Source organism: Collinsella ihumii, from assembly GCF_030385545.1.
Lineage (GTDB): Bacteria > Actinomycetota > Coriobacteriia > Coriobacteriales > Coriobacteriaceae > Collinsella > Collinsella ihumii.
Genome location: NZ_JAUEIQ010000006.1, coordinates 111209 through 131609 on the forward strand (window position 1 = coordinate 111209; position 20401 = coordinate 131609).

Here is a 20401-nt window from a genome sequence, read left to right on the forward strand (position 1 = left end):
TGGGCTCACTGCTTCTTCTTGCGGCCGAACAGGTGGCGCCCGGTGTTCTTGAGCTTATCCATCATGGTCGGGTCGGGATGCTCGGCCTCCCATGCGGCACGGCGACGGCGCTTCTCGTACTCGTTGATCAAGGGGTCGCCGTAACCCTGAACCAGGTTGTCGTACCACGCGATCATATCGGCGATGTCCTCGTCGTTGGGGCGGCCCTTGTTCATGCCGCCCATCAGCTTGTAGGGACCCCACGTGTCGAAGCCGGGACACCCGTGCCCCGCGAGGAAGTTGGCATGCGTCGCACGGCAGATGCCGTCGATATCCTTGCCGTACCACTTGCTCGCACCGCCATAGGTGAGCAGGCTGAACACGAAGTCGCCCGTGCCGACGGAGGCCTGCATGACGCGCGCGAGGTCTTTGTCGATCTCCCCCATGTAGATGCCGCTCGCGATGCCGATCAGATGGTACGGGGACAGGTCGACCTTGGGATTCTTCTTGTCGACGGTCGCGACGTCCAGCGTATCGATCTCGCCGGGAAACGCCTTCGCGAGCGCGTCGACGACCTTCTTCGTGTTGCCGTGGTGCTTGGAGCGGTACAGGATCATCGTCCTGATTTGGGGCCGTTTAGGGGATTCGGTTGCCTGCTGGCCATCGGATGCGGACCCTGCGTCCTCTTCCTCGTCGGCCGCGGCAGGGCGACGATAGGTCACGAACCGGTATTCGATGCCATGGTCCTCCTCGTCGGCCCCGATGAGGGCGGGCTCGGATTCCGATACGACTTCCCAGGCGTCATCTTCATCGAGATTCGGGAAGTGCGTATCGGCCAGGCGCAGGCAGTGGGTGCGGGTCACCTCGGCGACCGTGCAGAACGGGAGCAGCTGGCGGTAGACCTTTTCCCCGCCGATGACCCAGGCCTCGTCCTCGTCGGCGATCGCATCCAGTGCCTCGTCGACGCTATGCACGACCTCCACGCCCTCGCGCTCGAACGATGCGTCCCGCGTCAGCACGATGTTGCGACGGTTCTTCAGCGGGCGGCCGCCCGGAAAGCTGTCGAGGGTCTTGCGCCCCATGATCACCGTATGGCCGGTCGTCAGCTCGACGAAGCGGCGCATGTCGGCCTTGTTGGAAACGATCATGTCCCCCTCGTAACCGATGCCCCAGTCGTCGCTCACGGCAACGATAGCGGAAAGCTTGCAGCTCATGGATGCTCCTTAGATTGCAATGGGAATGTTCTTGATCTGAGGACCGTGCTCATAACCCTCGACGATCAGGTCATCGGTCGTGAAGTCGTAGAAATCGCGAACCTCGGGGTTGAGGCTCACCTTGGGCGCGGGGTGCTGCGGCCGCGCGATGAGCTCGCGGATGATGTCGACATGGCGGTCGTAGATATGCGCGTCGACGATCACATGGAGCAGCTCGCCCGCGACCATATCCGAAACCTGCGCCACCATCATGAGCAGGATCGCGTACTGGCACACGTTCCAGTTGTTTGCGGCGAGGATGTCTTGGCTGCGCTGCATGAGGACCATGTTGAGCACGGGCTTGTCGTAGCCCGGCTCATGCGTGACGTTATACGTCACGCTGTAGGCGCACGGGTACAGGTGCATCTCGGACAGGTCGGCGAACGTGTACATGTTGGTCATGATGCGACGGGAGAAGGGCGTGTGCTTCAGGTCGTAAAGCACGCGGTCCATCTGGTCGAAGTCGCCTTCGGGATAATGGGACTTCTGCGCGATCTGATAGCCGTATGCCTTGCCGATGGACCCGGTCTCGTCGGCCCATTCATCCCAGATATGGGAGTTGAGATCATGGATGTTGTTCGACTTGCGCTGGTAGATCCAAAGGATCTCGTCCATCGCGGACTTGAGCGCCGTGCGGCGCAGCGTCAGCGCGGGAAACTCCTCGCGCAGGTCGTACCGGTTCGTGACGCCGAACGATTTGATGGTGTACGCAGGCGTCCCGTCCTCCCAATGCGGCCTGACCTTCTCGCCTTCCGTCGTGGTGCCGTGCTCCAGAATATCCGAGCACATGGAAACGAACAGTTCATCGGCTTTGCTCATGGGCGCTCCTCGAGGGTAGACAGCATCGACTACCCATTGTACCCCGCAGCCAGCGTGGGAAACATGGGCTCGCGCGAGTCGCGACCCAAAGAACGGACGGGAGGGACGCGTCTAGGGAAACACCGACCAATTGCTTTCGCGCAGGGCGTCTCCGTGGCGCGGCGGATGCGGGCGAAGGCGAGGAAGGCGCAGTTGCGCTGCGCCGACGCAGCCTGAGCGCGCAGGCGCCCGCCACGGGGGCGAGCGGCGCGAAAGCAATTGGTCGGTGTTTCCCTAAGCCACCTGCGGCTCGTTTGCCGGCTCATCAGAGCCCATGCCCACGATGACATCGATCAGCGGCGAGGATATGAACACCGTGATCAGCGAGTACACGATACTCGTCACGGGGATGTAGCTCAGCGAGAGCAGCAGGACGCTCAAATCGGTGACCAGGTAGCAGCGGGACAGGCGCCAGCCGCTCACCTTCTGGATGGACAGGGCGAGAGCGTCGTCGCCACCGGCAGACGCGCCCCCTCGCACCACCAGCCCGGCTCCCATTCCGACAAACAGGCCTCCGGCGACGGCCGCCACGAGCGGCCAAGCGGAAAGGTCGGGCAACAGGTGCGGAAGCTGCTCCCAGATGGCGTAGAAGCCCGCTATGAACGCGCTCGAGACCGCAGACCAGCCCAAAAAGCCTGCACCGAGCAGTCGAAGCGCCACGGCGTAGCAGAGGATGTCGAGGGCGGGCGACACGATCGAGGACGGGATGCCCAGCCAGTGGTTGGCCAAAAGTAGGGCTCCGATCACGCCGCCCTCAGTTATCCCCACCACCTGATGGATATTGTGGATGCCGAAGGTGAGGATTCCGGAACCGACCACGATCAGGGCAAAACGGCGCAGCAGGTCGTGCCAGTCAAGCGAAGCCAAACGGGTGCGCAACACGGATATCAGCCTTTCCATCTTCAAGCAAACGGTACAGCGCTAGACTAGACCTTGGTAACGTACCAAGGTCAACTGCGCATGGAGGAATCATGGACGGCACGCCCCTCAAACAGACCTACCGGATCGGCGAGACGTCGGGGCTGTTCGGCATCGGCGCGGACTCCTTGCGCTACTACGAGCGACTGGGTATCGTCGTCCCCCGCCGAGAACCCAACGGATACCGCGTCTACGACCTCTCGGACATGTACAAGCTGACGATCATCAAGGAGCTCCGAGGGATCGGTTTCAGCATGAAGCAGATCGCGGAATACCTCGAGGGGCAAAACGTCGACAAGACCATCGCCATGCTGGAAGACGAGCATGCCATCATCGAGCGCAAGCTCGACGAGCTGAAGCGGCAGCAGGTGACGCTCGCCCGACGCGTGGGCGCCATCCGGAAGGCCAAGGGGGCGCGCATCGGCGCCATCGAGATCGTCGACCGCCCGCGGCGCCGCTGCATGAAGATGGCCGGACACCTCGAGCGCGACGAGGAGATGGACCTGCTGATACAGGAGCTGCACCGAAGGTCCGGATCGACGATGCCGCATCTGCTGACGGTGCCCATAGGGGCCTTCCTCGCCCAAGACGCGATCATGCAGGGAGCGACAAACGTGTACGACGGCATCTTCTTCATCGTGGAGGATGAGAAGGCTCCCGCGAACTTCGAACTCCCCGCCGGGCAGTATCTCACCACCCGCTACCAGGGCGGCTACGAGCAGAACGGCCGCTTGCTCACCAAGCTGCTCGACTTTGCACGGGAGCATGCGCTTCCGCTGACGGGACAACCGTTCGAGCTCTACGAGATCGACAATCGCGATACAGCAGACGAGCGAGAGTTCATCACCACGATGGAACTCCCGCTCGACGCGAAGCACGCTGATTGACCGCCATGCGGCGCGGCGCCTACTTGCGGCGCATCTGGCGCTCCATCTCGCGCAGCATATCCATCTCGGAGCCGCCGCCCGACCCCATTCCGCCCAGGTTGCCGAGGCCGCCCATGCCGCCCATATTGCCCATTCCGGGGATGCCGGGCATGCGCATCTTCTTGCCCTTTTTGCCCTTCTTCCCCTTCTTGCCGGCCCCGGCCTGCTGAGCCATGGTGCGCATGCGGCTCATCATCTTGTTCATCTCGCCCCATTGCTTCATGAGCTGGTTCACATCGGCGGGCGTCGTGCCGGAACCGCGCGCGATGCGAGCGCGGCGCTGGCCGTTGATGATGGAGGGGCGCATGCGCTCCTCGGCGGTCATGGACATGATCATGGCCTCGTTTTTCGCGAAGACCGACTCGTCGAGGTTGCCGCCCATCTGGTTGAGCAGCTTCTGACCGCCCGGGAGCATGCCGAGGATGCCCTTCATGCCGCCCATCTTCTTGACGGCCTTCATCTGCTCGAGCATATCATTCATCGTGAAGCCCTCGCGCAGCATGCGCTCGGCGGACGCGACGGTCTCGGCGTCGGCGGCCTCCTGGGCCTTCTCGATGATGCCGATGACGTCGCCCATGCCGAGGATGCGCTTGGCCATGCGGTCGGGATAGAACGGCTCGAGCGAATCGGGCTTCTCGCCCATGGAGACGAACTTGATGGGCTTGCCGGTCACGGCGCGGACCGACAGCGCGCCGCCGCCGCGGGCGTCGCCGTCGAGCTTGGAGATGATGACGCCGTCGAAGTCGGTGCGCTCGGCGAAGGTGGACACCACGTTCACGATATCCTGGCCGGTCATGGCGTCGACGACCATGAGCACCTGATCGGGCTTGACCGCGCGCTTAATGTCGACGGCCTCCTGCATCATCTGCTCGTCGATCTGCAGGCGGCCGGCGGTGTCGACGATGACCACGTCGCGCAGCTTGTCGATGGCCTCGCGGACGGCGTCCTGGGCGATCTGCACGGGATGCGCGCCGTCTCCGCGAAACACCGGCACGCCGATCTCGCCGCCCAGCGTGGCGAGCTGGTCGGCTGCCGCGGGACGGTAGACGTCGCAGGCGGCGAGCAGCGGCGAGCGACCCTGCTTCTTGAGCAGGTAGGCGAGCTTGACGGCGGCCGTCGTCTTACCGGAGCCCTGCAGGCCCACGAGCATGATCACGTTCGGGATGCGGTTCGAGAACACGAGCTTGCTCTCGGTCGTGCCCAGCAGCTCGGTCAGCTCGTCGAGCACGATCTTGACGACGTTTTGCGCAGGGGTCAGCGACTCCATGACGTCGGCGGTCATGCAGCGCTCCTTCGTCTTGGCGACGAAGTCCTTCACGACCTTGAAGTTGACGTCGGCCTCGAGCAGCGCCATGCGGATGTCGCGCATGGCGCTCGTGATATCGGCCTCGGTCAGCTTGCCCTTACCGCGCAGGCGGTCAAAGGTGTTGTTGAGGCGATCGGAAAGGCTTTCGAACATGAATCTCTCCCGGATGGATCGAAATGGTGGTTATTCGGCCAGGGCTACTCGGCGCCCACGAGGGCGCGGCAGAACGCGTGCGCGTCGAACGGCTGCAGGTCCTCGACCTGCTCGCCCACGCCGATGCGCAGGATCGGCAGCTTGAGCTTGGAGGCGACCGCCATGGCGATACCGCCCTTCGCGGTGCCGTCGAGCTTGGTCATGACGATGCCGTCGACGCCGAGCGACTCGTTGAACTCAAGCGCCTGGGAAAGGCCGTTTTGCCCCGTCGCCGCGTCGATGACGAGCACGACGTAGACGGGCATGGGCCCGCCGGCGCACTTGGCGGCGCGCTTGCGGGTGACGTTCACGACCTTGGCGAGCTCGCGCATGAGCTCGGCGGAGGTGTGCAGACGGCCCGCCGTGTCGATCAGGACGAGCTGGCTGCCCTCGCGCTCGGCCACATCGAGGACGTCGTAGCACACGCTCGCGGGATCGCTTCCGCGCTCGCGCTTGACGACGGGCACGCCGGCGCGCTGGCCCCACACGTCGAGCTGCTCGATGGCGGCGGCGCGGAACGTGTCGGCGCTGCCGATGACCGTCTTGATGCCCGACTTGGCGGCAGCGCTCGCGATCTTGCCGACCGTCGTCGTCTTGCCGGCGCCGTTGATGCCCACGAACAGGACGACCGAGGGCGTCGTGGTGAAGGGGTCGACCTTCGGCGTCGTGAAGGTCTCCTCAAGGCGGTCGGCCAGCGCGTCGCGCAGCTGGCGCGCGCTCGTCAGGTTCTTGCGCGCGGCGAGGTCGCGCAGATCATCGGTGACGTCCATGGCGATATCGGCGCCCATGTCGCCCATGACGAGCGTGTCCTCGAGGTCCTCCCAGAACGACTCGTCGACGTCGCCGCCGAAGTAGAAGATCTCGTTGATGGCCTCGCGGCTGCGCTCGAGACCGCGCTTCAGAGAATCGAACAGGCCCATTTATGCATTCACAACCTTTCCCGTCTTGCGATCAAGTCGCTGGCTCACCACGCGGCTGACGCCGTCGGCTTGCATGGATACACCATACAGCACATCGGCGTCCTCCATCGTACGGCGCTGGTGCGAAATGACCAGCAGCTGCGTGGTCTTGCGCAGATAGTCGATGGCGCCGATCAGCTTGCTCAGGTTCGAGTCGTCGAGGGCGGCCTCGACCTCGTCGAGCACGTAGAACGGCACCGTGCGCGTACGGTATACCGCGAAGAGCAGCGCGAGCGCCGTCAGGCTCTTCTCGCCGCCGCTCATGAGCATCATCTTGGTGATCTTCTTGCCGCGCGGCTGCGCCACGACCTCGATGCCGGTCTCAGCCGGATGGTCGGGATCGGTCATCTCGAGATGCGCGGAACCGCCCGGGAAGAGCATCGAGAACACCTCGCGGAAGTTCTCGTCGACCTTCTCGAAGGTGACGAGGAACTGCCGACGCATCTTGCGGTCGATGGCGGCGGAGATCTTGGTGAGCGCGGACCGGGCGCTCTCGAGGTCGGCGAGCTGCGCGGCGATGTAGTCGGCACGCTCCCGCAGGCGCTCGTACTCCTCGAACGCGACCTGGTTGACCGGACCCAAGTTGTTGATCTGCCGCACCAGATCGGCGAGCTCTCGTTCGCACGCGGCACGATCGTCGGGCGCGGGCAGCGACAGCGCCTCCTCGAGCACGGTCTTTCCATCCGCGGTGATGGCGGCGATGGCGTTTTCAACCTGCACCTCGAGCTTGCCGCGCTGGACCTTGAACTCGGAGATCTTGGACGTCGCCGCGTCGACGGCCGCCTGGGCGGCATCGACCTCGCCGCGTGCGTCCTCGATCGTCTTCTTGAGCGAGGCGGAATCCGCCTCCTCCAGCCGCGCCTGGTCGCGCAGGCGGGCGGCCCAATCGAGCGCGCGCTCCGACAGCGCCTGGTAGCGGTCGTGCAGGGGGTCCACGCGGAGCCGAAGCACCTCGAGCGAGCGGGACGCCTGCCTGGTGGCGCGGATGCGCCGATCGATGTTGTCGAGGCGCCGGGCGAGCTCGGGCTCGCGCGCCTCAAGGCTGCGCAGGCGCTCCGCCGCCTGGGCCGCGCGGACCTTGGCGTCGGCGAGCTTGCCCGCAGCCTCGGAATCCTCGATGCGGAGCTGCTCGAGATCGTCGTTGGCGTCCTCGATCTGCGCGGTGAGCTCCTCCGCGAGCGCACGCGCGTCGTCACGGGACTGCGCGAGCTCATCGAGCTTGGGCTGGACCGCGCGAACGGCGGCCGCAGCCTGCTCCCGGCGACGCTCCACCTTCGAGCGCTCGGACAGCGATGCCGAGAGGCTCTGCTCCAGGCGGCCGATCTCGGAGAGCAGGGAGGTCCGCTCGCCGTCCAGGCGCGCGATCTCGCCGGCGAGGTCGCCGTCGGCGGCACGGGCCTCCGCCAGCGCCGCCGACGCCTCGGCGACCTGCGACGTGGCGTGCTCGAGCGTGGCCGAGAGTTCGGGCTCGAGGTCTTCGAGCTCGCGGATCCGGCGCTTGCGCTCGAGCGTGCCCGCCTGGGCGTCCCCGGCGGAGCCGACGCGCACCAGCCCGCCGGAGCTGACGCGGACCCCCTCGCGGGTCACGTACGTGACGCCCGGCTCCACAGGCGCCGCCAGGGCCTCGGAGACGGAATCGACGACGTAGACGCCGCCGAGCAGCGCCGCCACGACGTTGCCGTACCCCTCGCACACGCGAAGGCGCTCGACGAGCCTGAAGCCCGCGGCACGGCCGTCGCCCTCCCCCGCCGCGACCTCGCGGGACAGCAAGGTGGCCTCACCTCTCGAGCGGTTCTGGTCCAGGGCGTAGGCGGCAAGCGAGGACAGCGCCGCGGCGTTGTCGACGACGAGCGCGTCGATGTCAGACGCGAGCAGCTGCTCGACGAGCTCCTCGAGGTCCTGGGGCGCCTCGATGAGATCGCCCACGTGCGCGCGCACGGTCCCTGCATGGGCATGGGCGAGCTTCGCGGTCAGCGGCGAGGCGTCGGACATCTTCTCGTCGACCTTGCGGAGGCTGGAGAGCTCGGAGACGACCTCCGAGTGGCGCGTGCGCGCCTGGGCTTCCTTGGCGCGGCGGTCGTCGACGGCCGCGCGCGCCTCGTCTGCGGCGACCTTCGCCTCTTCGCGCCTGGAGCGGGCGTCTGCGAGCGTGGCATCGAGCTCCTCGGCGCGCGACCTGCGGCTCTCGAGCGAGGAGCGAAGCTCCTCCACCTGCGTATCGATCTGCTCCAGCCTCGAGGCGTACATGGAGTCCTCGAGCTCGGCGTTGGAGACGGTCTCCTTCGATTTCACGTACTCGAGCGCGGCATCGTCGGCCGTGCGCTGCGCCTCGCGGCGCTGACGGTTCAGCGCGTTCAGAAGCGTATCCAGCTCCTTGCGACGGGCATGGAGCCTGTCGGCGGCCGGGCCGAGCTCGGCCACATCCGCCTGCGCCACCTCGGCCGCGGCACGGACCTCGTCGAGCTGCGAGCGCACCTGCTCGAGATCCTCGACGACGCGCGTCCGCTGATGCTCGGACCCCGACAGGGTCCCGCGCATCTCCGAGAGCCGGGCCACCATGTTGCGGCCCTTTTCCTCGAGCAGGCGCATGTCCGACCCGATGCGGCCGACGATATCCTGCATATGGCGGCGCTGCTCGCCCAGATCGCCGACGAACAGCCCTTTCTCCTCGAGCATGACCTGCAGCTTCTCGAGCTCCCGCTGCTTCTCGCCCAGGCGGTAGCGCGCAAGCTCGAGCTCCGCGTCGGCCTCTTTGCCCTGCGACTCGAGATCGGCCCAGTTCGCCTGCAGGCTGCGCAGCTCGTCGACGGCGAGGATCTGCGTGAGCTCATGGGCGCGCTCGGTCAGGTCGCGGTGCTTGCGCGCGCGGTCCACCTGGCGCTCCAAGGGCTTGAGCTGGCGGTTCACCTCGCGGCTGATGTCCCGTGCGCGCTTGAGGTGCTCATCCATCGAGGCGATCTTGCGCGCGGCGCGCTCCTTGCGGCGCTTGTGCTTGGAGATGCCCGCGGCCTCCTCGATCAGGCTGCGGCGCTCCTCGGGACGGCTCTGGAGGATGCCGTCGAGCTTGCCCTGGCTGATGATCGAATGGGTGTCCTTGCCCAAGCCCGAATCATGCAGGATGTCTTGGATGTCCATCAGGCGGCACGGGCTGGAGTTGATGAGGTACTCGCTCTCGCCCGACCGGTACATGCGGCGCGTGACGGCGACCTCGTTGAAGTCGACCGGCAGCACGTGGTCGGAGTTGTCGAGCACAAGCGTGACCTCGGCGACGCCGACCGCCTTGCGGGCGGAAGACCCCGAAAAGATGACATCCTCCATGGCCTGGCCGCGAAGCTGCTTGGCGCTCTGCTCGCCGAGGACCCAGAGGATGGCGTCGGAGATATTCGATTTGCCCGAACCGTTGGGACCCACGATGACCGTGAGCCCCGGTTCAAAGGTCATGTGCGCCCGGTCGGCAAAGGATTTGAACCCTTTGAGGGTCAGCGACTTGAGATACACGCGCGCACCCCGCTATCCGAGTTTGCGCTGCAAGATGACCCCGTTGTGCGTATAGCCCATGCGCTCGAGGGCGTCGAGGGCGGCTGCGGCCTCCGCCTCCTTCTTGGAGGAGCCGGTGCCCCGACCGCGGCGGACGCCGTCCACGAGCGTGATGGCCGTGAACGTCGGCTCATGGGCGGGACCGCTGTTGCCGATAACCTTGTAGGCGGGCGGCTCGAAGTGATCGCGCTGCACGCACTCCTGCAGAAACGACTTGGGGTTCGTCGGGTGCTCGGCGCGCTCCGTCGCGAGATGCGGCTTGAGCGTGCGCATGATGAACGCCTCGGCAGCCTCCCAGCCGCCATCGAGGTACAGCGCGCCGACAAGGGCCTCGTAGACGTTCTCGAGCGCTGAATGCATGCCGCGGGCGCCCGTGCCCGTCTCGGAGGCGCCGAAGATGATGCACTCGTCGATGCCGAGCTCCTGACCGACCTGGGACAGGGTCATGCCGCTCACCAGGGAGACCTTGAGGCGCGTGAGCTTGCCCTCGTCGAAATCGGGATACGTCTTGAACAGCGCGAGCGCCACGACGGACCCCAAGATCGAGTCGCCGAGAAACTCAAGGCGCTCGTAGGAGGCGTCGACGGGCTCGCCCTCGACCGCCGAGGGATGGGTGATGGCGGAACGCAGCAGCTTGTGATCGGAAAACTCGTGGCCGCAGATCTCCTCGATCCGAGCCAGCCTTGCGGATAGGGTCACTGACTTAGTCCTCCTGAGCGGACTCGATGGCCTCGATAGCATCGGAAACCGAGGCGATGGTCATAAGCTTCTCATCGTCGATCTCGAGCTCGAACTCATCCTCCATGGCCGTCACCAGCTGGAGACGGTCCAGGGAATCGGCGTTCAAGTCATCGAACGTCGTCTTCTCGGTGATGCTCGACGCGTCGACGCCGAGGACGTCGGAGGCGATATCGACGATCTTGTCAAAAATCTCAGAACGCTCCATGGGGCAGCTCCTTTCTACACGTGTGCGCGACGCACCGTCGCACACGGCTGATTCTACCCGCTTTGCGCGCACGGCCGCGCGGCGATGCCGATTACCGGACGATATTGTCCATGGAGGCGGCGAGCATCTCCACGAGATTACTGCGCACCGCCTGCGCGGTGGCGAGCGTGCCGTTCTTGACGGCCTCCACGCTCGTGGCGCCATGACCGATCAAGACCACGCCGCGCAAACCGAGCAGGACCGCGCCTCCGCGCGAGTCGCCGGAGAGCTTGGCCTGAAGGCCCTTCAGGCTCTTCTTGATGAGGAGCGCGGCGACCTTTCCCCCCATGGAGCCCAAAAGCACGCCCTTCAGCTCATGCAGCAGCAGCTTGGCGGTGCCCTCGATGGCCTTGAGCGCAACGTTGCCGGAGAAGCCGTCGCAGACGACGACGTCGAAGTTCCCGGACGTGAAGTCGCTTCCCTCGCAGTTTCCAGCGAACCCCTTGACCTTCTGCTTCATGAGGGGGAAGCAGGACTTCGTGAAGTGAGAACCCTTCGTATCCTCCGTGCCGTTGGACAGAAGGCCGATACGGGGGTTGGCGATGCCGCAGACGATTCGGGCGTACGTGGCACCCATCTGCGCAAAGCGCACCATGTCCTCGGGCTCGACATCCGGGTTGGCGCCGAGATCGCAAAACACCGTCTCGCCGCCGGCGCGATTGGGGATCGTGCTCACGATGCAGGGGCGGATGGGGCGCTTCTCGCCGGTATCGGTCAGGTACTTGAACGGCGTGACGTACGCGGTGGCTGCAGCCGTCATGGCGCCCGTGGCGCCCGCCGAGAAGAAGCCCGCGGCCTCCCCCTTCTTGACCGCGCGGCACGCCAGCACGATGGAGGACTTGCGCTTGTGCATGACCGCCTCGATGGGATCATCCTCCATGGTGATGACGTCGGGGGCGACCAGCGCGCTCACGCGCTCGCGCTCCTCGGCAAACGGCTCGACGATATCGGCGGGACCGACCGCGAGCACCTCGAGATCGGCGTCGGCCGCAAGCGCGGCGTCGATGCCGTCGAGCACGACCTGCGGCTCCTCGTCTCCACCCATTACGTCGACAGCGATGCGAACCTTGTTCATGGAAACTCCCCCTACGTAGCGAAATGGCCGACTCCAAGAGCCGGCCATGCACATTCAATATCTCACACGTTGCCCAAAGACACGTGACCGAGACGTCGCACCGAGTTACTCGGTGATGATGACCTCACGATCCTTATAATAGCCGCAGTTGGGGCAAACGTGATGAGGAAGCTTGACGGCGCCGCAACGAGGGCAGACGGAGCGGGAGGGGGCGTCAATCTTCATGTTGGCGGAACGACGAGAGTGAGTGGCTCCGCGGCCCTTTTTTTGCTTAGGTACTGGCATGATGACCTTCCTTAATTACTTATCCCTGGGCACGAATATGCGCAAGTAGCGATATTAGCACAGACGGCCGCATTGTACAGCCCTTTATAATCTCCACATCAGACTTGCGGCACGCCGCCGCCCGAAGAGCTTCCGCCATCTTCGCCCGTCCCCCATGGCGGAAGAGATGCGATCGAGCGAGGCCTACTCGTCGAACTTAAGGTTCTTAAGCGCGGCGAAGGGGTTCTCGTCGCTATCGATCCAAGCCTGCTCGGCCTTCTCCTCGCAGCCGCAGGGGCCATCGTTGAGATTCGCGCCGCACGTCGGGCACAGGCCGGCGCAATCGGGGCGGCACAGCACCACGAACGGCGTGTCCATGACCATGGCGTCCCAGATGGCACCCGACAGGTCGACGGTCCGCTCGGGACCGACGAGCTCGAAGCCGTCTTCGTAGGCCTCGGCGTCCTCGGGCTCGTGGAACAGGTAGTACTCCTCGATCTCGCCCGCGATGTCGAAGTGGGCGGGTTCCAGGCAGCGATCGCACTGCCCGTCGACGGCCGCGCGGACGAGCCCGGTCACGAGGATGCCGTCACCGGCGTTCGTGAGCACCACGTCGTACGAGACGCCCCCGGGAAGGGAGAGCTCCTTCTCGCCCGTCGTGTAACCGGGGATATCGAGATGGCCGTTTAAGGAGAACGACTCGCCGGGATTCTCCAGGCGGTCGGCGAGGTCGACGACGACCGGCTTCATCGCGTCCATGTTACCAGGCACCGTTCTGGCCGTTCGCGCCCTCGTTGAGCTGCTGGCGGCAGCGGGCGACCGTCGACGTCAGGGACTTGAGGTTCTCCTCGAGGTGCGTGAACACCTGCTCGGCATAGTCCTCGGCGGCATAGCGGGTCTCGCGCTCGTACTGCTGGGCGCGCTCGCGGATATCATCGGCCTGCTGCTGGGCCAGGCGGACGATCTCCTGCTCGCCCGCGATGGTCAGCGCCTGCTGCTGCGCATCGGCAATGATCGAGTCGGCCTGCGCCGTGGCGCTCGCCATGAGCTCGTCGCGCTCCTTCAGGATGCGGCGGGACTTCTGCCACTCCTCGGGATAACTCATGCGAATCTCATCAAGGATGTTGAAGAACACCTCGGTCTCGATGATCTTGAACTGGGCGGACTTGCCAAAAGGAGGCTTGGCTTCCTCGATGATACCTTCAAGCTCATCGACAAGGCTCTCGATCCTCTCGCCGGGAAAGTTGTCGCCAGCCATCAAGTCTCCTTCCTACGGTTGCTATCAACCGAATATACTACCACACACGATGCTTTACGCAGTTGTACCCACGCATCGCACACGCATCTGGGAAACCCCGGTCGCCCGCTTATCGCGCGCGGCCGTCCGGCACGCAGTGAATTCGCCGGCCGTCTCCTATGAATAGTGGATGCGCAGCGCTTCCACCACGTTGGGGGGAACGAGGCTCGACACGTCGCCTCCGAACGACGAGATCTGCCGCACCACCGACGAGGAGATGTAGCCGTACTGCGGGGCGCTCATGACGAATATGGACTCGAGCTCGGAATCCAACCGATAGTTGAGGTCCGCCTGCTGCAACTCGTACTCGAAGTCCGTCATGGCGCGCAGGCCCTTCACGAGCGCGCGGGCGCCGACCTCGCGGGCGAAGTCGACCAGCAGACCGCAAAACGGCCTGACCTCGACGCCGTCGATGTCGGCAAGCGCCTCGCGCGCGAGCGCGACGCGCTCCTCCAGGGTGAACGTGGGCCCGCTCCCGTTTTTGCCGATGGACTCGGCCACCGCGACCGTCACGTAGGGAAACAGGCGGCGTGCGCGGCGCACGACATCGATATGCCCGTACGTGATGGGATCGAAGGTTCCGGGGACGAGCGCATGCTCGATGTTGCTAATCATGAGCTTCAATGCTTTCTTCGAGGGGCAGATGGTGAGGGGGCGCCGGTCGGCTGCCTTCGAGCCCGGCGTAGAGCCGCGGCGCGCAAGACGATCGATCAGTGCTTTTCTAGCTTACCAAAACCTGACGGGCGCGGCCGCGCTTGATTGACCCCACAGATGACGAGATGGACGGGCTATCCCTGGAATCGGAGCAGGTCGACGGCCGTGATGCCGTAGCGCTTCTCGCGCTCGGCCTCGAAGCGATCGGGCCTCGGCCCCTCATCGGATGCCGCGTGCTCGCAGAGCGCGACCGCGCGCGGGGCGAGCATGCCCGCATCCGCGAGCGCGTCGAGCAGCCGGACGGCGGGGTCCGCCCCCAGCGCGTACGGGGCGTCGATCACGACCAGGTCGAACGGACCGCCCGAGATGCGGCCCCGGCCGGCATGGGCGAGCACGTCGCCGCAGGTCACCCGGTAGCGCTCGCGACCGCAGCGCAGCGACTCCAGATTCTTGCGGACAAGTGCCGCGGCGCCCCGGTCGATATCGAAGAAGGCCGCGAACGCGGCGCCGCGCGACAGCATCTCTATACCGAGCGCGCCGGAGCCGGCGAACGCATCGAGGACACGCGCCCCCTCGATGCCGTCGTCGAGTGCCGACTCGGCCATGGAGACGCACGCCTCGCGCACGCGATCGGTAGTCGGGCGCGTCACATCGCGCCCCTGGGGCTCTGACAGCTTCCGCCCGCGCCATTCACCGGATACGATCCTCATCCGCCGCTAACCTCCTTGAACACGTCGCCGTATCGGTCGACGACGCTAAAGCGTAGCGGAAGCGTGGCCGGAGCGGAAAGCGTCGGCGCGAAGCGCAAAAGTTCCACGCCATCATCATGAGCGCATTCGATGAGATCGGCATCGGCGTCAAGGTCTATGAAGCGCAGCGTGACGCCGCCGTGCTGCCGAAGACCGAGGATCTCGCCCTCATGGCGAAGGCGCAGGTCCATCTCGGCGAGCGAGAAGCCGTCGTCGGTCTTCTCGAGCGCCTCGAGGCGCTGCATGGACGGCGAGACGCCCCGCTTGCGGCCCGCGCCCTGCGCGATCACGAAGCAGCGCCCGGCGAGCTCGCCGCGCCCCACGCGGCCCCGAAGCTGGTGCAAGGTCGCCAAGCCGAAGCGCTCGCCGTTCTCGATGATCATGACGGTGGCGTTGGGCACGTCGACGCCGACCTCGACGACCGTCGTCGAGACGAGCACCTGGATCTGACCGGAGCGGAATCGATCGATGACGTCATCCTTCTCGTGCGCGCCCATGCGGCCGTGCAGCATGTCGACCGTCGCGTCGCAAAAGACGTGGCGCAGATGCTCCACCTCGGTCTCCACGGCGTGCAAGGGAGCCTGAGACCGGGGCTTGCCCTCATCGTCGACCTCGAGCCCCGGCACGTCCTCCAGATCGTCCGTGCCGTCGCGCTCCGCGACGAGCGGGCAGATGACATAGGCCTGCTGCCCGGCGCCCAGCGCCTCGCGCACGGCGCCGTATGCGATGTCGCGGTTGGCGTCGTCGAGCACCTGCGTGGTAACGCCGGCGCCGGCCACGGGCCGTTTGCGGATGATGCTCGTCTCGAGGTCGCCGTAGACCGACAACGCGAGCGTGCGCGGAATGGGCGTCGCCGTCATGACGAGAAGATCCGCGCCGGGACCCTTGGCGCGCAGCGCGTTGCGCTGCCCCACGCCGAAGCGATGCTGCTCGTCGATGACCACCAGCGAGAGGCGCCGGAACGCGACATCGTCGGAAAGCACCGCATGGGTGCCGAACAGCACGTCGATGGAGCCGCAGCGCACCCCGTCGACGATCTTCGCGCGCTCGCCCGCCGGGGTGGCGCCGGTCAGGAGCGCGGAACGGACGCCCGCGCGCTCAAGGACGGGCGCGCATTTGACGGCGTACTGCTGCGCCAGGACGCCGGTCGGGGCCATGACGCACGCCTGCGTCCCCGTATCGGCGACCGCCGCGAGCACCACCATGGCGACCGCGGTCTTGCCCGTTCCGACGTCTCCGAGCAGCAGCCGGTTCATCACGCGGTCCGCTCGGGCCATGTCCGCAAGGATCTCGTCGACCGCCGTCGCCTGCTCATCGGTGAGCGCGAAGGGGAGCTCTGCGCGCACGCGCGCGACATGCTCGCCCACGCGGTGCGCGATCGGCTCGATATCGAGCAGGTTGGCGTCGTTGCGCAGCCGAAGCGCGAGCTGCAGCAGCAGGACCTCGTCGTAGGCGAGCCTTTTGCGCGCGAGGTCGCGCTCCCCCATCGAGGAGGGGAAATGGATGCTGCGCAGCGCTCGAGAGAGGCTCATGAGGCCGCGGCGCGTCCTCAATCGCGCGGGAAGCGGGTCGGGAATGTCCGCCACCGCCTCGAGCGCGGTGGAGACGATGCGCCGCATCCAGGCCTGAGACACGCCCTCGCCCACCGCGTGGACGGGAACGATCGTGCCGGACGCCGACTGCGCATCGAGCTTCTCGTAATGGGGAGAGCTCATCTGCTTGAAGCCGTAGGCGAACTCGACCTTGCCCATCACGGCGAGCCGGTCGCCCGCCTTCAGGTCGCGCGACAGCCACGGCTGCTTGAAGAAGGCGACCTGGAGCACCGACGTGGCGTCGACGAGGTAGACCTCGGTGACCGTCATACGCGGGCGCGGGCGCTTCTCGACCACGCGGTCGACCGTCGCCACGATCGTGCAGACCTGCCCGAGCGGCGCGGACTCGATCGTGTACGCATGTGAGAAATCGAGGTATCGGCGCGGAATATGGGAGAGGAGGTCCCCCACCGACTCGATCCCGAGTCGACGAAGGGCCTCCTCCCGTGCACCGGAAACATACTTCAGCCGGGAGACGTCCTGCTCGAGCGCGGCGACGCGCGCCATGCGCGACGACTCCACGAGCGCCGTGATCCCGCTTGCCATGCGCCTCCTATTCGATGGAGAAGATCACCGGGTAGAGCGGCTGCTCACCACGATGGGGGTCGACCTCGAGATCGGGGTGGGCCTCCTCGATGGCGGAGACGAGCTCGTCGAAATCGTCGTCGTCCATATCGGCGCCGGCGAGGATCGTGAGCGTATCACCCTCCTCCTCGTCCTGCATGCGCGCGATGCAATCGAGGGTGACCTGCTTCACGTCGCTTCCGACGACATCGATGGAATCGCAGATGATGCCCATGACGTCACCCGCATGGATGGGCGTGCCGTCGGCGGCCTGCGAGTCGCGCACCGCCGTGGTGACCTCGCCGTCGCGGACCTCGGAGATGGCGTCGGTCATCGCCTCGACGACCTCGTCGAGCGGCGTGTCGGGCATGACGGCGAACAGCGCGGAGAACGCCTGGGGAACCGTCTTGGTGGGAACGACGGCGACCTTCTTGTCCTCGCACGCAGATGCCGCTGCCTCGGCCGCCATGCGGATGTTGCCGTTGTTCGGAAGGATGATGACGGCCTCGGCGTTGACGCGGTTGACCGCGTCGAGCAGGTCGGCGGTGGAGGGGTTCATGGTCTGTCCGCCGGAAACCGTCACGTCAACGCCCATCGACTGGAGAATCTCGGCCTCGCCGGAACCGGCGGCGACCGCCACGAAGCCGAGCGGCTTGGCGGGCTCGGAGGGTGCAGCGGGCGCGGCGGAAGGTGCGGCGTCGCCGGCGTCCTGATCGGCGTGGATCTTCGCCGTGCGCTCGTGGGACTCCATGTCCATGTTGTGGATGAAAACCTCGTAGATCTGGCCGAATTGGAGCATGTGCTCGAGCACGAGGTTCGGGGTGTTGGAGTGGACGTGGATCTTGTAGTCGGGATAGGAGCCGACCAGAAGCTCGCAGTCGCCCATGGACGCGAGGAACTTCAGGCACTCCTCCTCGTCGAAGCGGCGCTCCGCCTTGAAGAGGAACTCGTTGCAGTAGCGGTACTCAGAGCCCTCCCAGTCATCGTTGGCCTCGATCTCGACGCGCCCGAGCGCGCTTTCGCGCGCGGAGCTCGCATCGAAGGTGGTCGAGAAGTCCTCGATCTGCGCCGTGCGCCCCTGCGCCGCGGCGACGAAGTTCTCCAGGAAGATGGCGAAACCGAACGCGCCGGAATCGACCACGCCGTTCTCCTTGAGGACGGGAAGCAGATCGGGCGTGCGGGCGACGGACTGATAGGCCTCGACGACGATGGCATCGAGCGTCTCCTCGACGCTCATCTTCTTTTTCTCGCACTCGTCAGCCTTGGTGGAGATGTCGCGAAGCACGGTGAGGATGGTGCCCTCGACCGGTTTGCGCACGGCCTGGAACGCGACCTTCACCGCACGGCGGAGGGCGGCGGCCACGTCCGCGCTCGAGGTGGGATCGGTGGCGGGGATGAGGCCCTCGGCGACGCCGCGCAGGATCTGGGAGGTGATGACGCCGGAGTTGCCGCGCGCGCCCATGAGCGACCCGTGCGTGATGGCGCCGGCGATAGCCTCCATGTCGGCATCGGCGGGAAGGGCGGTGAGCTCCTTGACCACCGACGCGAGCGTCAGCGACATGTTGGTTCCGGTGTCGCCGTCCGGCACCGGGAACACGTTGAGTTTGTTGATATCCTCCGCCTTGTCGGCCACAGCCTTAGCCGCGATCGGGAAGCACGTGCGGATAGTTTTCGCGATCATGTTGGTGTACTCCGTAAGACTCGAAACGGTGATTAACCACGCGACTTCAGCGCGTCGATGTGGATGGCGATCTTGAGGTTCGCGGGGTTGATCTGCGCGATCTCGGAAAGCGTGAACGAAACGGAGCTCGCAAGGTTCTGGCAGACGGACTTCATGTTCACGCCGCTCTCGAGCACGATATGAAGGTCGAGCTGCAGTCCGTTCTCGGTCGCGGAAACGAGTACGCCCTTGCGCAGGCGCTGTCCGGGAAGCAGGCGCATGGACTCGACGCCCTGCTGCTGCTCGGCCATGCCGACCACGCCGTAACAGGACATGGCGGCGTAGCCTGCGATATCGGCGATAACGTCGTTGGAGACGCTCAGGCTGCCGGGGATGATGTCAGACACGGTAATCTCCTTCCTGGATGCGCGAGCCGCATCGGCCATGGGAGCAATCAATCTAACATTCTACAACGTCGCGGGGGCTCGCGGCGCTCAAACTCGATGCTCCATATGTGCGGTTATACCCGGCGGGCAGACGGCAAGATCGCGCATGAGGGCGATGCGGGCGCTCGGGACGGGTAGAATTGAACGAGGATGTACAGCTCGAGGGAACGGCGGTCTCACATGATCAAGAAACTCATCCTCGTCAGACACGGCAAGGCGACGCCCACGGCTCCCGGGCAAGCGGATTTCGACCGCGAGCTCACCGACGCCGGACGCGCGGCGCTCGCGTCGGTCGATGGCTTCATGCGGACGTTTTACCTGCTTGATGCCCACAGCGCCTCGCATGCGACGCTGTGGTCGAGCCCGGCCGCGCGCGCCATGCAGACGGCGGCGGAGGTGAATCGCGCCCTCGGGGGCGAGATCGATACCGTTCCGGTCGACACCCTGTGGGAGCAAGACGAAAACGCCTTCCTGCAGCAGCTTGCCGAGACGGACGCCGACTGCCTGATCGCCGTCGGACACATCCCCTTCATGAACAACATGGTCGAGCGCCTGACCGGCATCACGCTCTCCTTGAAGCCGGGCGGCATGGCGACCATCGATCTGGAAGAAGACGGCGCGAGCGGCGCGCTCGAATGGTTCGTGCAGGGCCCGCCCGTCAAGGAAAGCCGCTGATCGACGCGAAGACAGGAGCCGCGCATGGATGAGATTCTGGACTACCTCAAGAAGAACCCGACCTACTTTCTCGCCACCGTCGATGGAGACGGCGATCCGCAGGTTCGCCCCTTCGGCACCATCGCGAAATTCGAGGGCAGGCTCTATATCCAGACGGGCAAGGTGAAGCCGGTCTCCGATCAGATGCTCGCCCATCCCCGTATCGCGATCTGCGCGACCGACGACACGGGAGGCTGGCTCCGCCTCGAGGCGGACGCGCTGCTCGACGACCGGCTCGAGGCGCGCCAGGCGGTCCTCGACGAGTACCCCGAGCTTCAGGGCATGTACGCCGCCGACGACGGCAATTGCGAGGTGTTCGCCCTGCACAACGTGCACGCGACGTTCTGCTCGTTTACAGCAGAGCCCCGAACGCTCGAGTTCTAGGGAAACACTGATTACTTGCTTTCGCGGCGGTCGGTTCCGTGGCGAGGCGGATGGGTCATTTGGGGACGGGTTCGTTCCAACCCATTGTC

General features: G+C 65.6%; 20 protein-coding genes. 3 read left to right on the plus strand and 17 right to left on the minus strand.

What is annotated here, in order from left to right:
* Window positions 1-5: 5 nt before the first annotated feature.
* From QVN30_RS11460 to QVN30_RS07100, 3 genes are all read right to left on the minus strand, one after another.
* Window positions 6-1193, minus strand: a complete 1188-nt coding sequence (locus QVN30_RS11460) for a dihydrofolate reductase (RefSeq protein WP_353738976.1) — start codon at window positions 1191-1193, stop codon at window positions 6-8.
* A 9-nt stretch (window positions 1194-1202) separates the two neighbouring features.
* On the minus strand, window positions 1203-2051 hold the full coding sequence (gene thyA / locus QVN30_RS07095; RefSeq protein ID WP_204569811.1) for a thymidylate synthase: 849 nt from the start codon (window positions 2049-2051) through the stop codon (window positions 1203-1205).
* A 273-nt stretch (window positions 2052-2324) separates the two neighbouring features.
* On the minus strand, window positions 2325-2957 hold the full coding sequence (locus QVN30_RS07100; RefSeq protein WP_289835901.1) for a YitT family protein: 633 nt from the start codon (window positions 2955-2957) through the stop codon (window positions 2325-2327).
* 104 nt (window positions 2958-3061) lie between these two features.
* Between QVN30_RS07100 and QVN30_RS07105 the strand changes: the two genes are divergently transcribed.
* Window positions 3062-3895 (plus strand): MerR family transcriptional regulator, encoded by an 834-nt coding sequence (locus tag QVN30_RS07105; protein ID WP_289835902.1) that lies wholly within the window; start codon window positions 3062-3064, stop codon window positions 3893-3895.
* A gap of 19 nt (window positions 3896-3914) precedes the next feature.
* Here the strand turns inward: QVN30_RS07105 and ffh are convergent, their stop codons facing one another.
* From ffh to QVN30_RS07175, 14 genes are all read right to left on the minus strand, one after another.
* Complete coding sequence (gene ffh, locus QVN30_RS07110; protein ID WP_289835903.1) at window positions 3915-5393, minus strand: signal recognition particle protein; 1479 nt, start codon at window positions 5391-5393, stop codon at window positions 3915-3917.
* Window positions 5394-5437: 44 nt separating this feature from the next.
* Window positions 5438-6352, minus strand: coding sequence for a signal recognition particle-docking protein FtsY (ftsY, locus tag QVN30_RS07115; protein ID WP_066832359.1), 915 nt, complete (start codon window positions 6350-6352; stop codon window positions 5438-5440).
* Complete coding sequence (gene smc / locus QVN30_RS07120; protein WP_435051630.1) at window positions 6353-9832, minus strand: chromosome segregation protein SMC; 3480 nt, start codon at window positions 9830-9832, stop codon at window positions 6353-6355. It lies immediately after the preceding gene.
* A 69-nt stretch (window positions 9833-9901) separates the two neighbouring features.
* Window positions 9902-10627, minus strand: a complete 726-nt coding sequence (gene rnc / locus QVN30_RS07125) for a ribonuclease III (RefSeq protein ID WP_066832365.1) — start codon at window positions 10625-10627, stop codon at window positions 9902-9904.
* A gap of 4 nt (window positions 10628-10631) precedes the next feature.
* The gene (locus tag QVN30_RS07130) at window positions 10632-10874 is read right to left on the minus strand and encodes an acyl carrier protein (protein ID WP_066832368.1); all 243 of its coding nucleotides are present in this window, start codon (window positions 10872-10874) and stop codon (window positions 10632-10634) included.
* A gap of 91 nt (window positions 10875-10965) precedes the next feature.
* Window positions 10966-11988, minus strand: coding sequence for a phosphate acyltransferase PlsX (gene plsX / locus QVN30_RS07135; protein ID WP_066832371.1), 1023 nt, complete (start codon window positions 11986-11988; stop codon window positions 10966-10968).
* Window positions 11989-12093: 105 nt separating this feature from the next.
* Complete coding sequence (gene rpmF / locus QVN30_RS07140) at window positions 12094-12273, minus strand: 50S ribosomal protein L32 (protein ID WP_079989180.1); 180 nt, start codon at window positions 12271-12273, stop codon at window positions 12094-12096.
* A 183-nt stretch (window positions 12274-12456) separates the two neighbouring features.
* Window positions 12457-13011 carry a YceD family protein gene (locus tag QVN30_RS07145; RefSeq protein ID WP_239456092.1) on the minus strand — a complete coding sequence of 185 codons (555 nt, stop codon included), beginning with the start codon at window positions 13009-13011 and terminating at the stop codon, window positions 12457-12459.
* 1 nt (window position 13012) lies between these two features.
* Window positions 13013-13510 (minus strand): ATP synthase subunit B family protein, encoded by a 498-nt coding sequence (locus QVN30_RS07150; RefSeq protein WP_087199250.1) that lies wholly within the window; start codon window positions 13508-13510, stop codon window positions 13013-13015.
* 156 nt (window positions 13511-13666) lie between these two features.
* Window positions 13667-14164: a pantetheine-phosphate adenylyltransferase gene (gene coaD / locus QVN30_RS07155; RefSeq protein ID WP_066832623.1), complete on the minus strand. Its 498-nt coding sequence runs from the start codon at window positions 14162-14164 to the stop codon at window positions 13667-13669.
* A gap of 173 nt (window positions 14165-14337) precedes the next feature.
* The gene (rsmD, locus tag QVN30_RS07160; RefSeq protein WP_289835905.1) at window positions 14338-14913 is read right to left on the minus strand and encodes a 16S rRNA (guanine(966)-N(2))-methyltransferase RsmD; all 576 of its coding nucleotides are present in this window, start codon (window positions 14911-14913) and stop codon (window positions 14338-14340) included.
* Window positions 14910-17090, minus strand: coding sequence for an ATP-dependent DNA helicase RecG (gene recG / locus QVN30_RS07165; protein WP_289835906.1), 2181 nt, complete (start codon window positions 17088-17090; stop codon window positions 14910-14912). Before recG ends, rsmD begins: the two co-directional genes overlap by 4 nt.
* A gap of 7 nt (window positions 17091-17097) precedes the next feature.
* On the minus strand, window positions 17098-18789 hold the full coding sequence (locus QVN30_RS07170; protein WP_289835907.1) for a DAK2 domain-containing protein: 1692 nt from the start codon (window positions 18787-18789) through the stop codon (window positions 17098-17100).
* 32 nt (window positions 18790-18821) lie between these two features.
* Window positions 18822-19175, minus strand: coding sequence for an Asp23/Gls24 family envelope stress response protein (locus QVN30_RS07175; RefSeq protein WP_229254261.1), 354 nt, complete (start codon window positions 19173-19175; stop codon window positions 18822-18824).
* 219 nt (window positions 19176-19394) lie between these two features.
* On the opposite strand from QVN30_RS07175, the gene QVN30_RS07180 reads away from it, so the two are divergent.
* Window positions 19395-19889, plus strand: a complete 495-nt coding sequence (locus QVN30_RS07180; protein ID WP_204538034.1) for a SixA phosphatase family protein — start codon at window positions 19395-19397, stop codon at window positions 19887-19889.
* Between the two features lie 24 nt (window positions 19890-19913).
* Window positions 19914-20312, plus strand: a complete 399-nt coding sequence (locus QVN30_RS07185) for a pyridoxamine 5'-phosphate oxidase family protein (RefSeq protein WP_204569835.1) — start codon at window positions 19914-19916, stop codon at window positions 20310-20312.
* Window positions 20313-20401 lie beyond the last annotated feature (89 nt).

Excerpts from the sequence above, each read along its gene's own strand:
- QVN30_RS11460 (WP_353738976.1), bottom strand. The coding sequence starts at position 1,193 with ATGAGCTGCAAGCTTTCCGCTATCGTTGCCGTGAGCGACGACTGGGGC.
- ffh (WP_289835903.1), bottom strand. The coding sequence starts at position 5,393 with ATGTTCGAAAGCCTTTCCGATCGCCTCAACAACACCTTTGACCGCCTG.
- thyA (WP_204569811.1), bottom strand. The coding sequence starts at position 2,051 with ATGAGCAAAGCCGATGAACTGTTCGTTTCCATGTGCTCGGATATTCTG.
- QVN30_RS07130 (WP_066832368.1), bottom strand. The coding sequence starts at position 10,874 with ATGGAGCGTTCTGAGATTTTTGACAAGATCGTCGATATCGCCTCCGAC.
- QVN30_RS07105 (WP_289835902.1), top strand. The coding sequence starts at position 3,062 with ATGGACGGCACGCCCCTCAAACAGACCTACCGGATCGGCGAGACGTCG.
- plsX (WP_066832371.1), bottom strand. The coding sequence starts at position 11,988 with ATGAACAAGGTTCGCATCGCTGTCGACGTAATGGGTGGAGACGAGGAG.
- QVN30_RS07180 (WP_204538034.1), top strand. The coding sequence starts at position 19,395 with ATGATCAAGAAACTCATCCTCGTCAGACACGGCAAGGCGACGCCCACG.
- ftsY (WP_066832359.1), bottom strand. The coding sequence starts at position 6,352 with ATGGGCCTGTTCGATTCTCTGAAGCGCGGTCTCGAGCGCAGCCGCGAG.
- rpmF (WP_079989180.1), bottom strand. The coding sequence starts at position 12,273 with ATGCCAGTACCTAAGCAAAAAAAGGGCCGCGGAGCCACTCACTCTCGT.
- QVN30_RS07170 (WP_289835907.1), bottom strand. The coding sequence starts at position 18,789 with ATGATCGCGAAAACTATCCGCACGTGCTTCCCGATCGCGGCTAAGGCT.
- recG (WP_289835906.1), bottom strand. The coding sequence starts at position 17,090 with ATGGCAAGCGGGATCACGGCGCTCGTGGAGTCGTCGCGCATGGCGCGC.
- QVN30_RS07185 (WP_204569835.1), top strand. The coding sequence starts at position 19,914 with ATGGATGAGATTCTGGACTACCTCAAGAAGAACCCGACCTACTTTCTC.
- smc (WP_435051630.1), bottom strand. The coding sequence starts at position 9,832 with ATGACCTTTGAACCGGGGCTCACGGTCATCGTGGGTCCCAACGGTTCG.
- QVN30_RS07150 (WP_087199250.1), bottom strand. The coding sequence starts at position 13,510 with ATGGCTGGCGACAACTTTCCCGGCGAGAGGATCGAGAGCCTTGTCGAT.
- coaD (WP_066832623.1), bottom strand. The coding sequence starts at position 14,164 with ATGATTAGCAACATCGAGCATGCGCTCGTCCCCGGAACCTTCGATCCC.
- rsmD (WP_289835905.1), bottom strand. The coding sequence starts at position 14,913 with ATGAGGATCGTATCCGGTGAATGGCGCGGGCGGAAGCTGTCAGAGCCC.
- QVN30_RS07145 (WP_239456092.1), bottom strand. The coding sequence starts at position 13,011 with ATGGACGCGATGAAGCCGGTCGTCGTCGACCTCGCCGACCGCCTGGAG.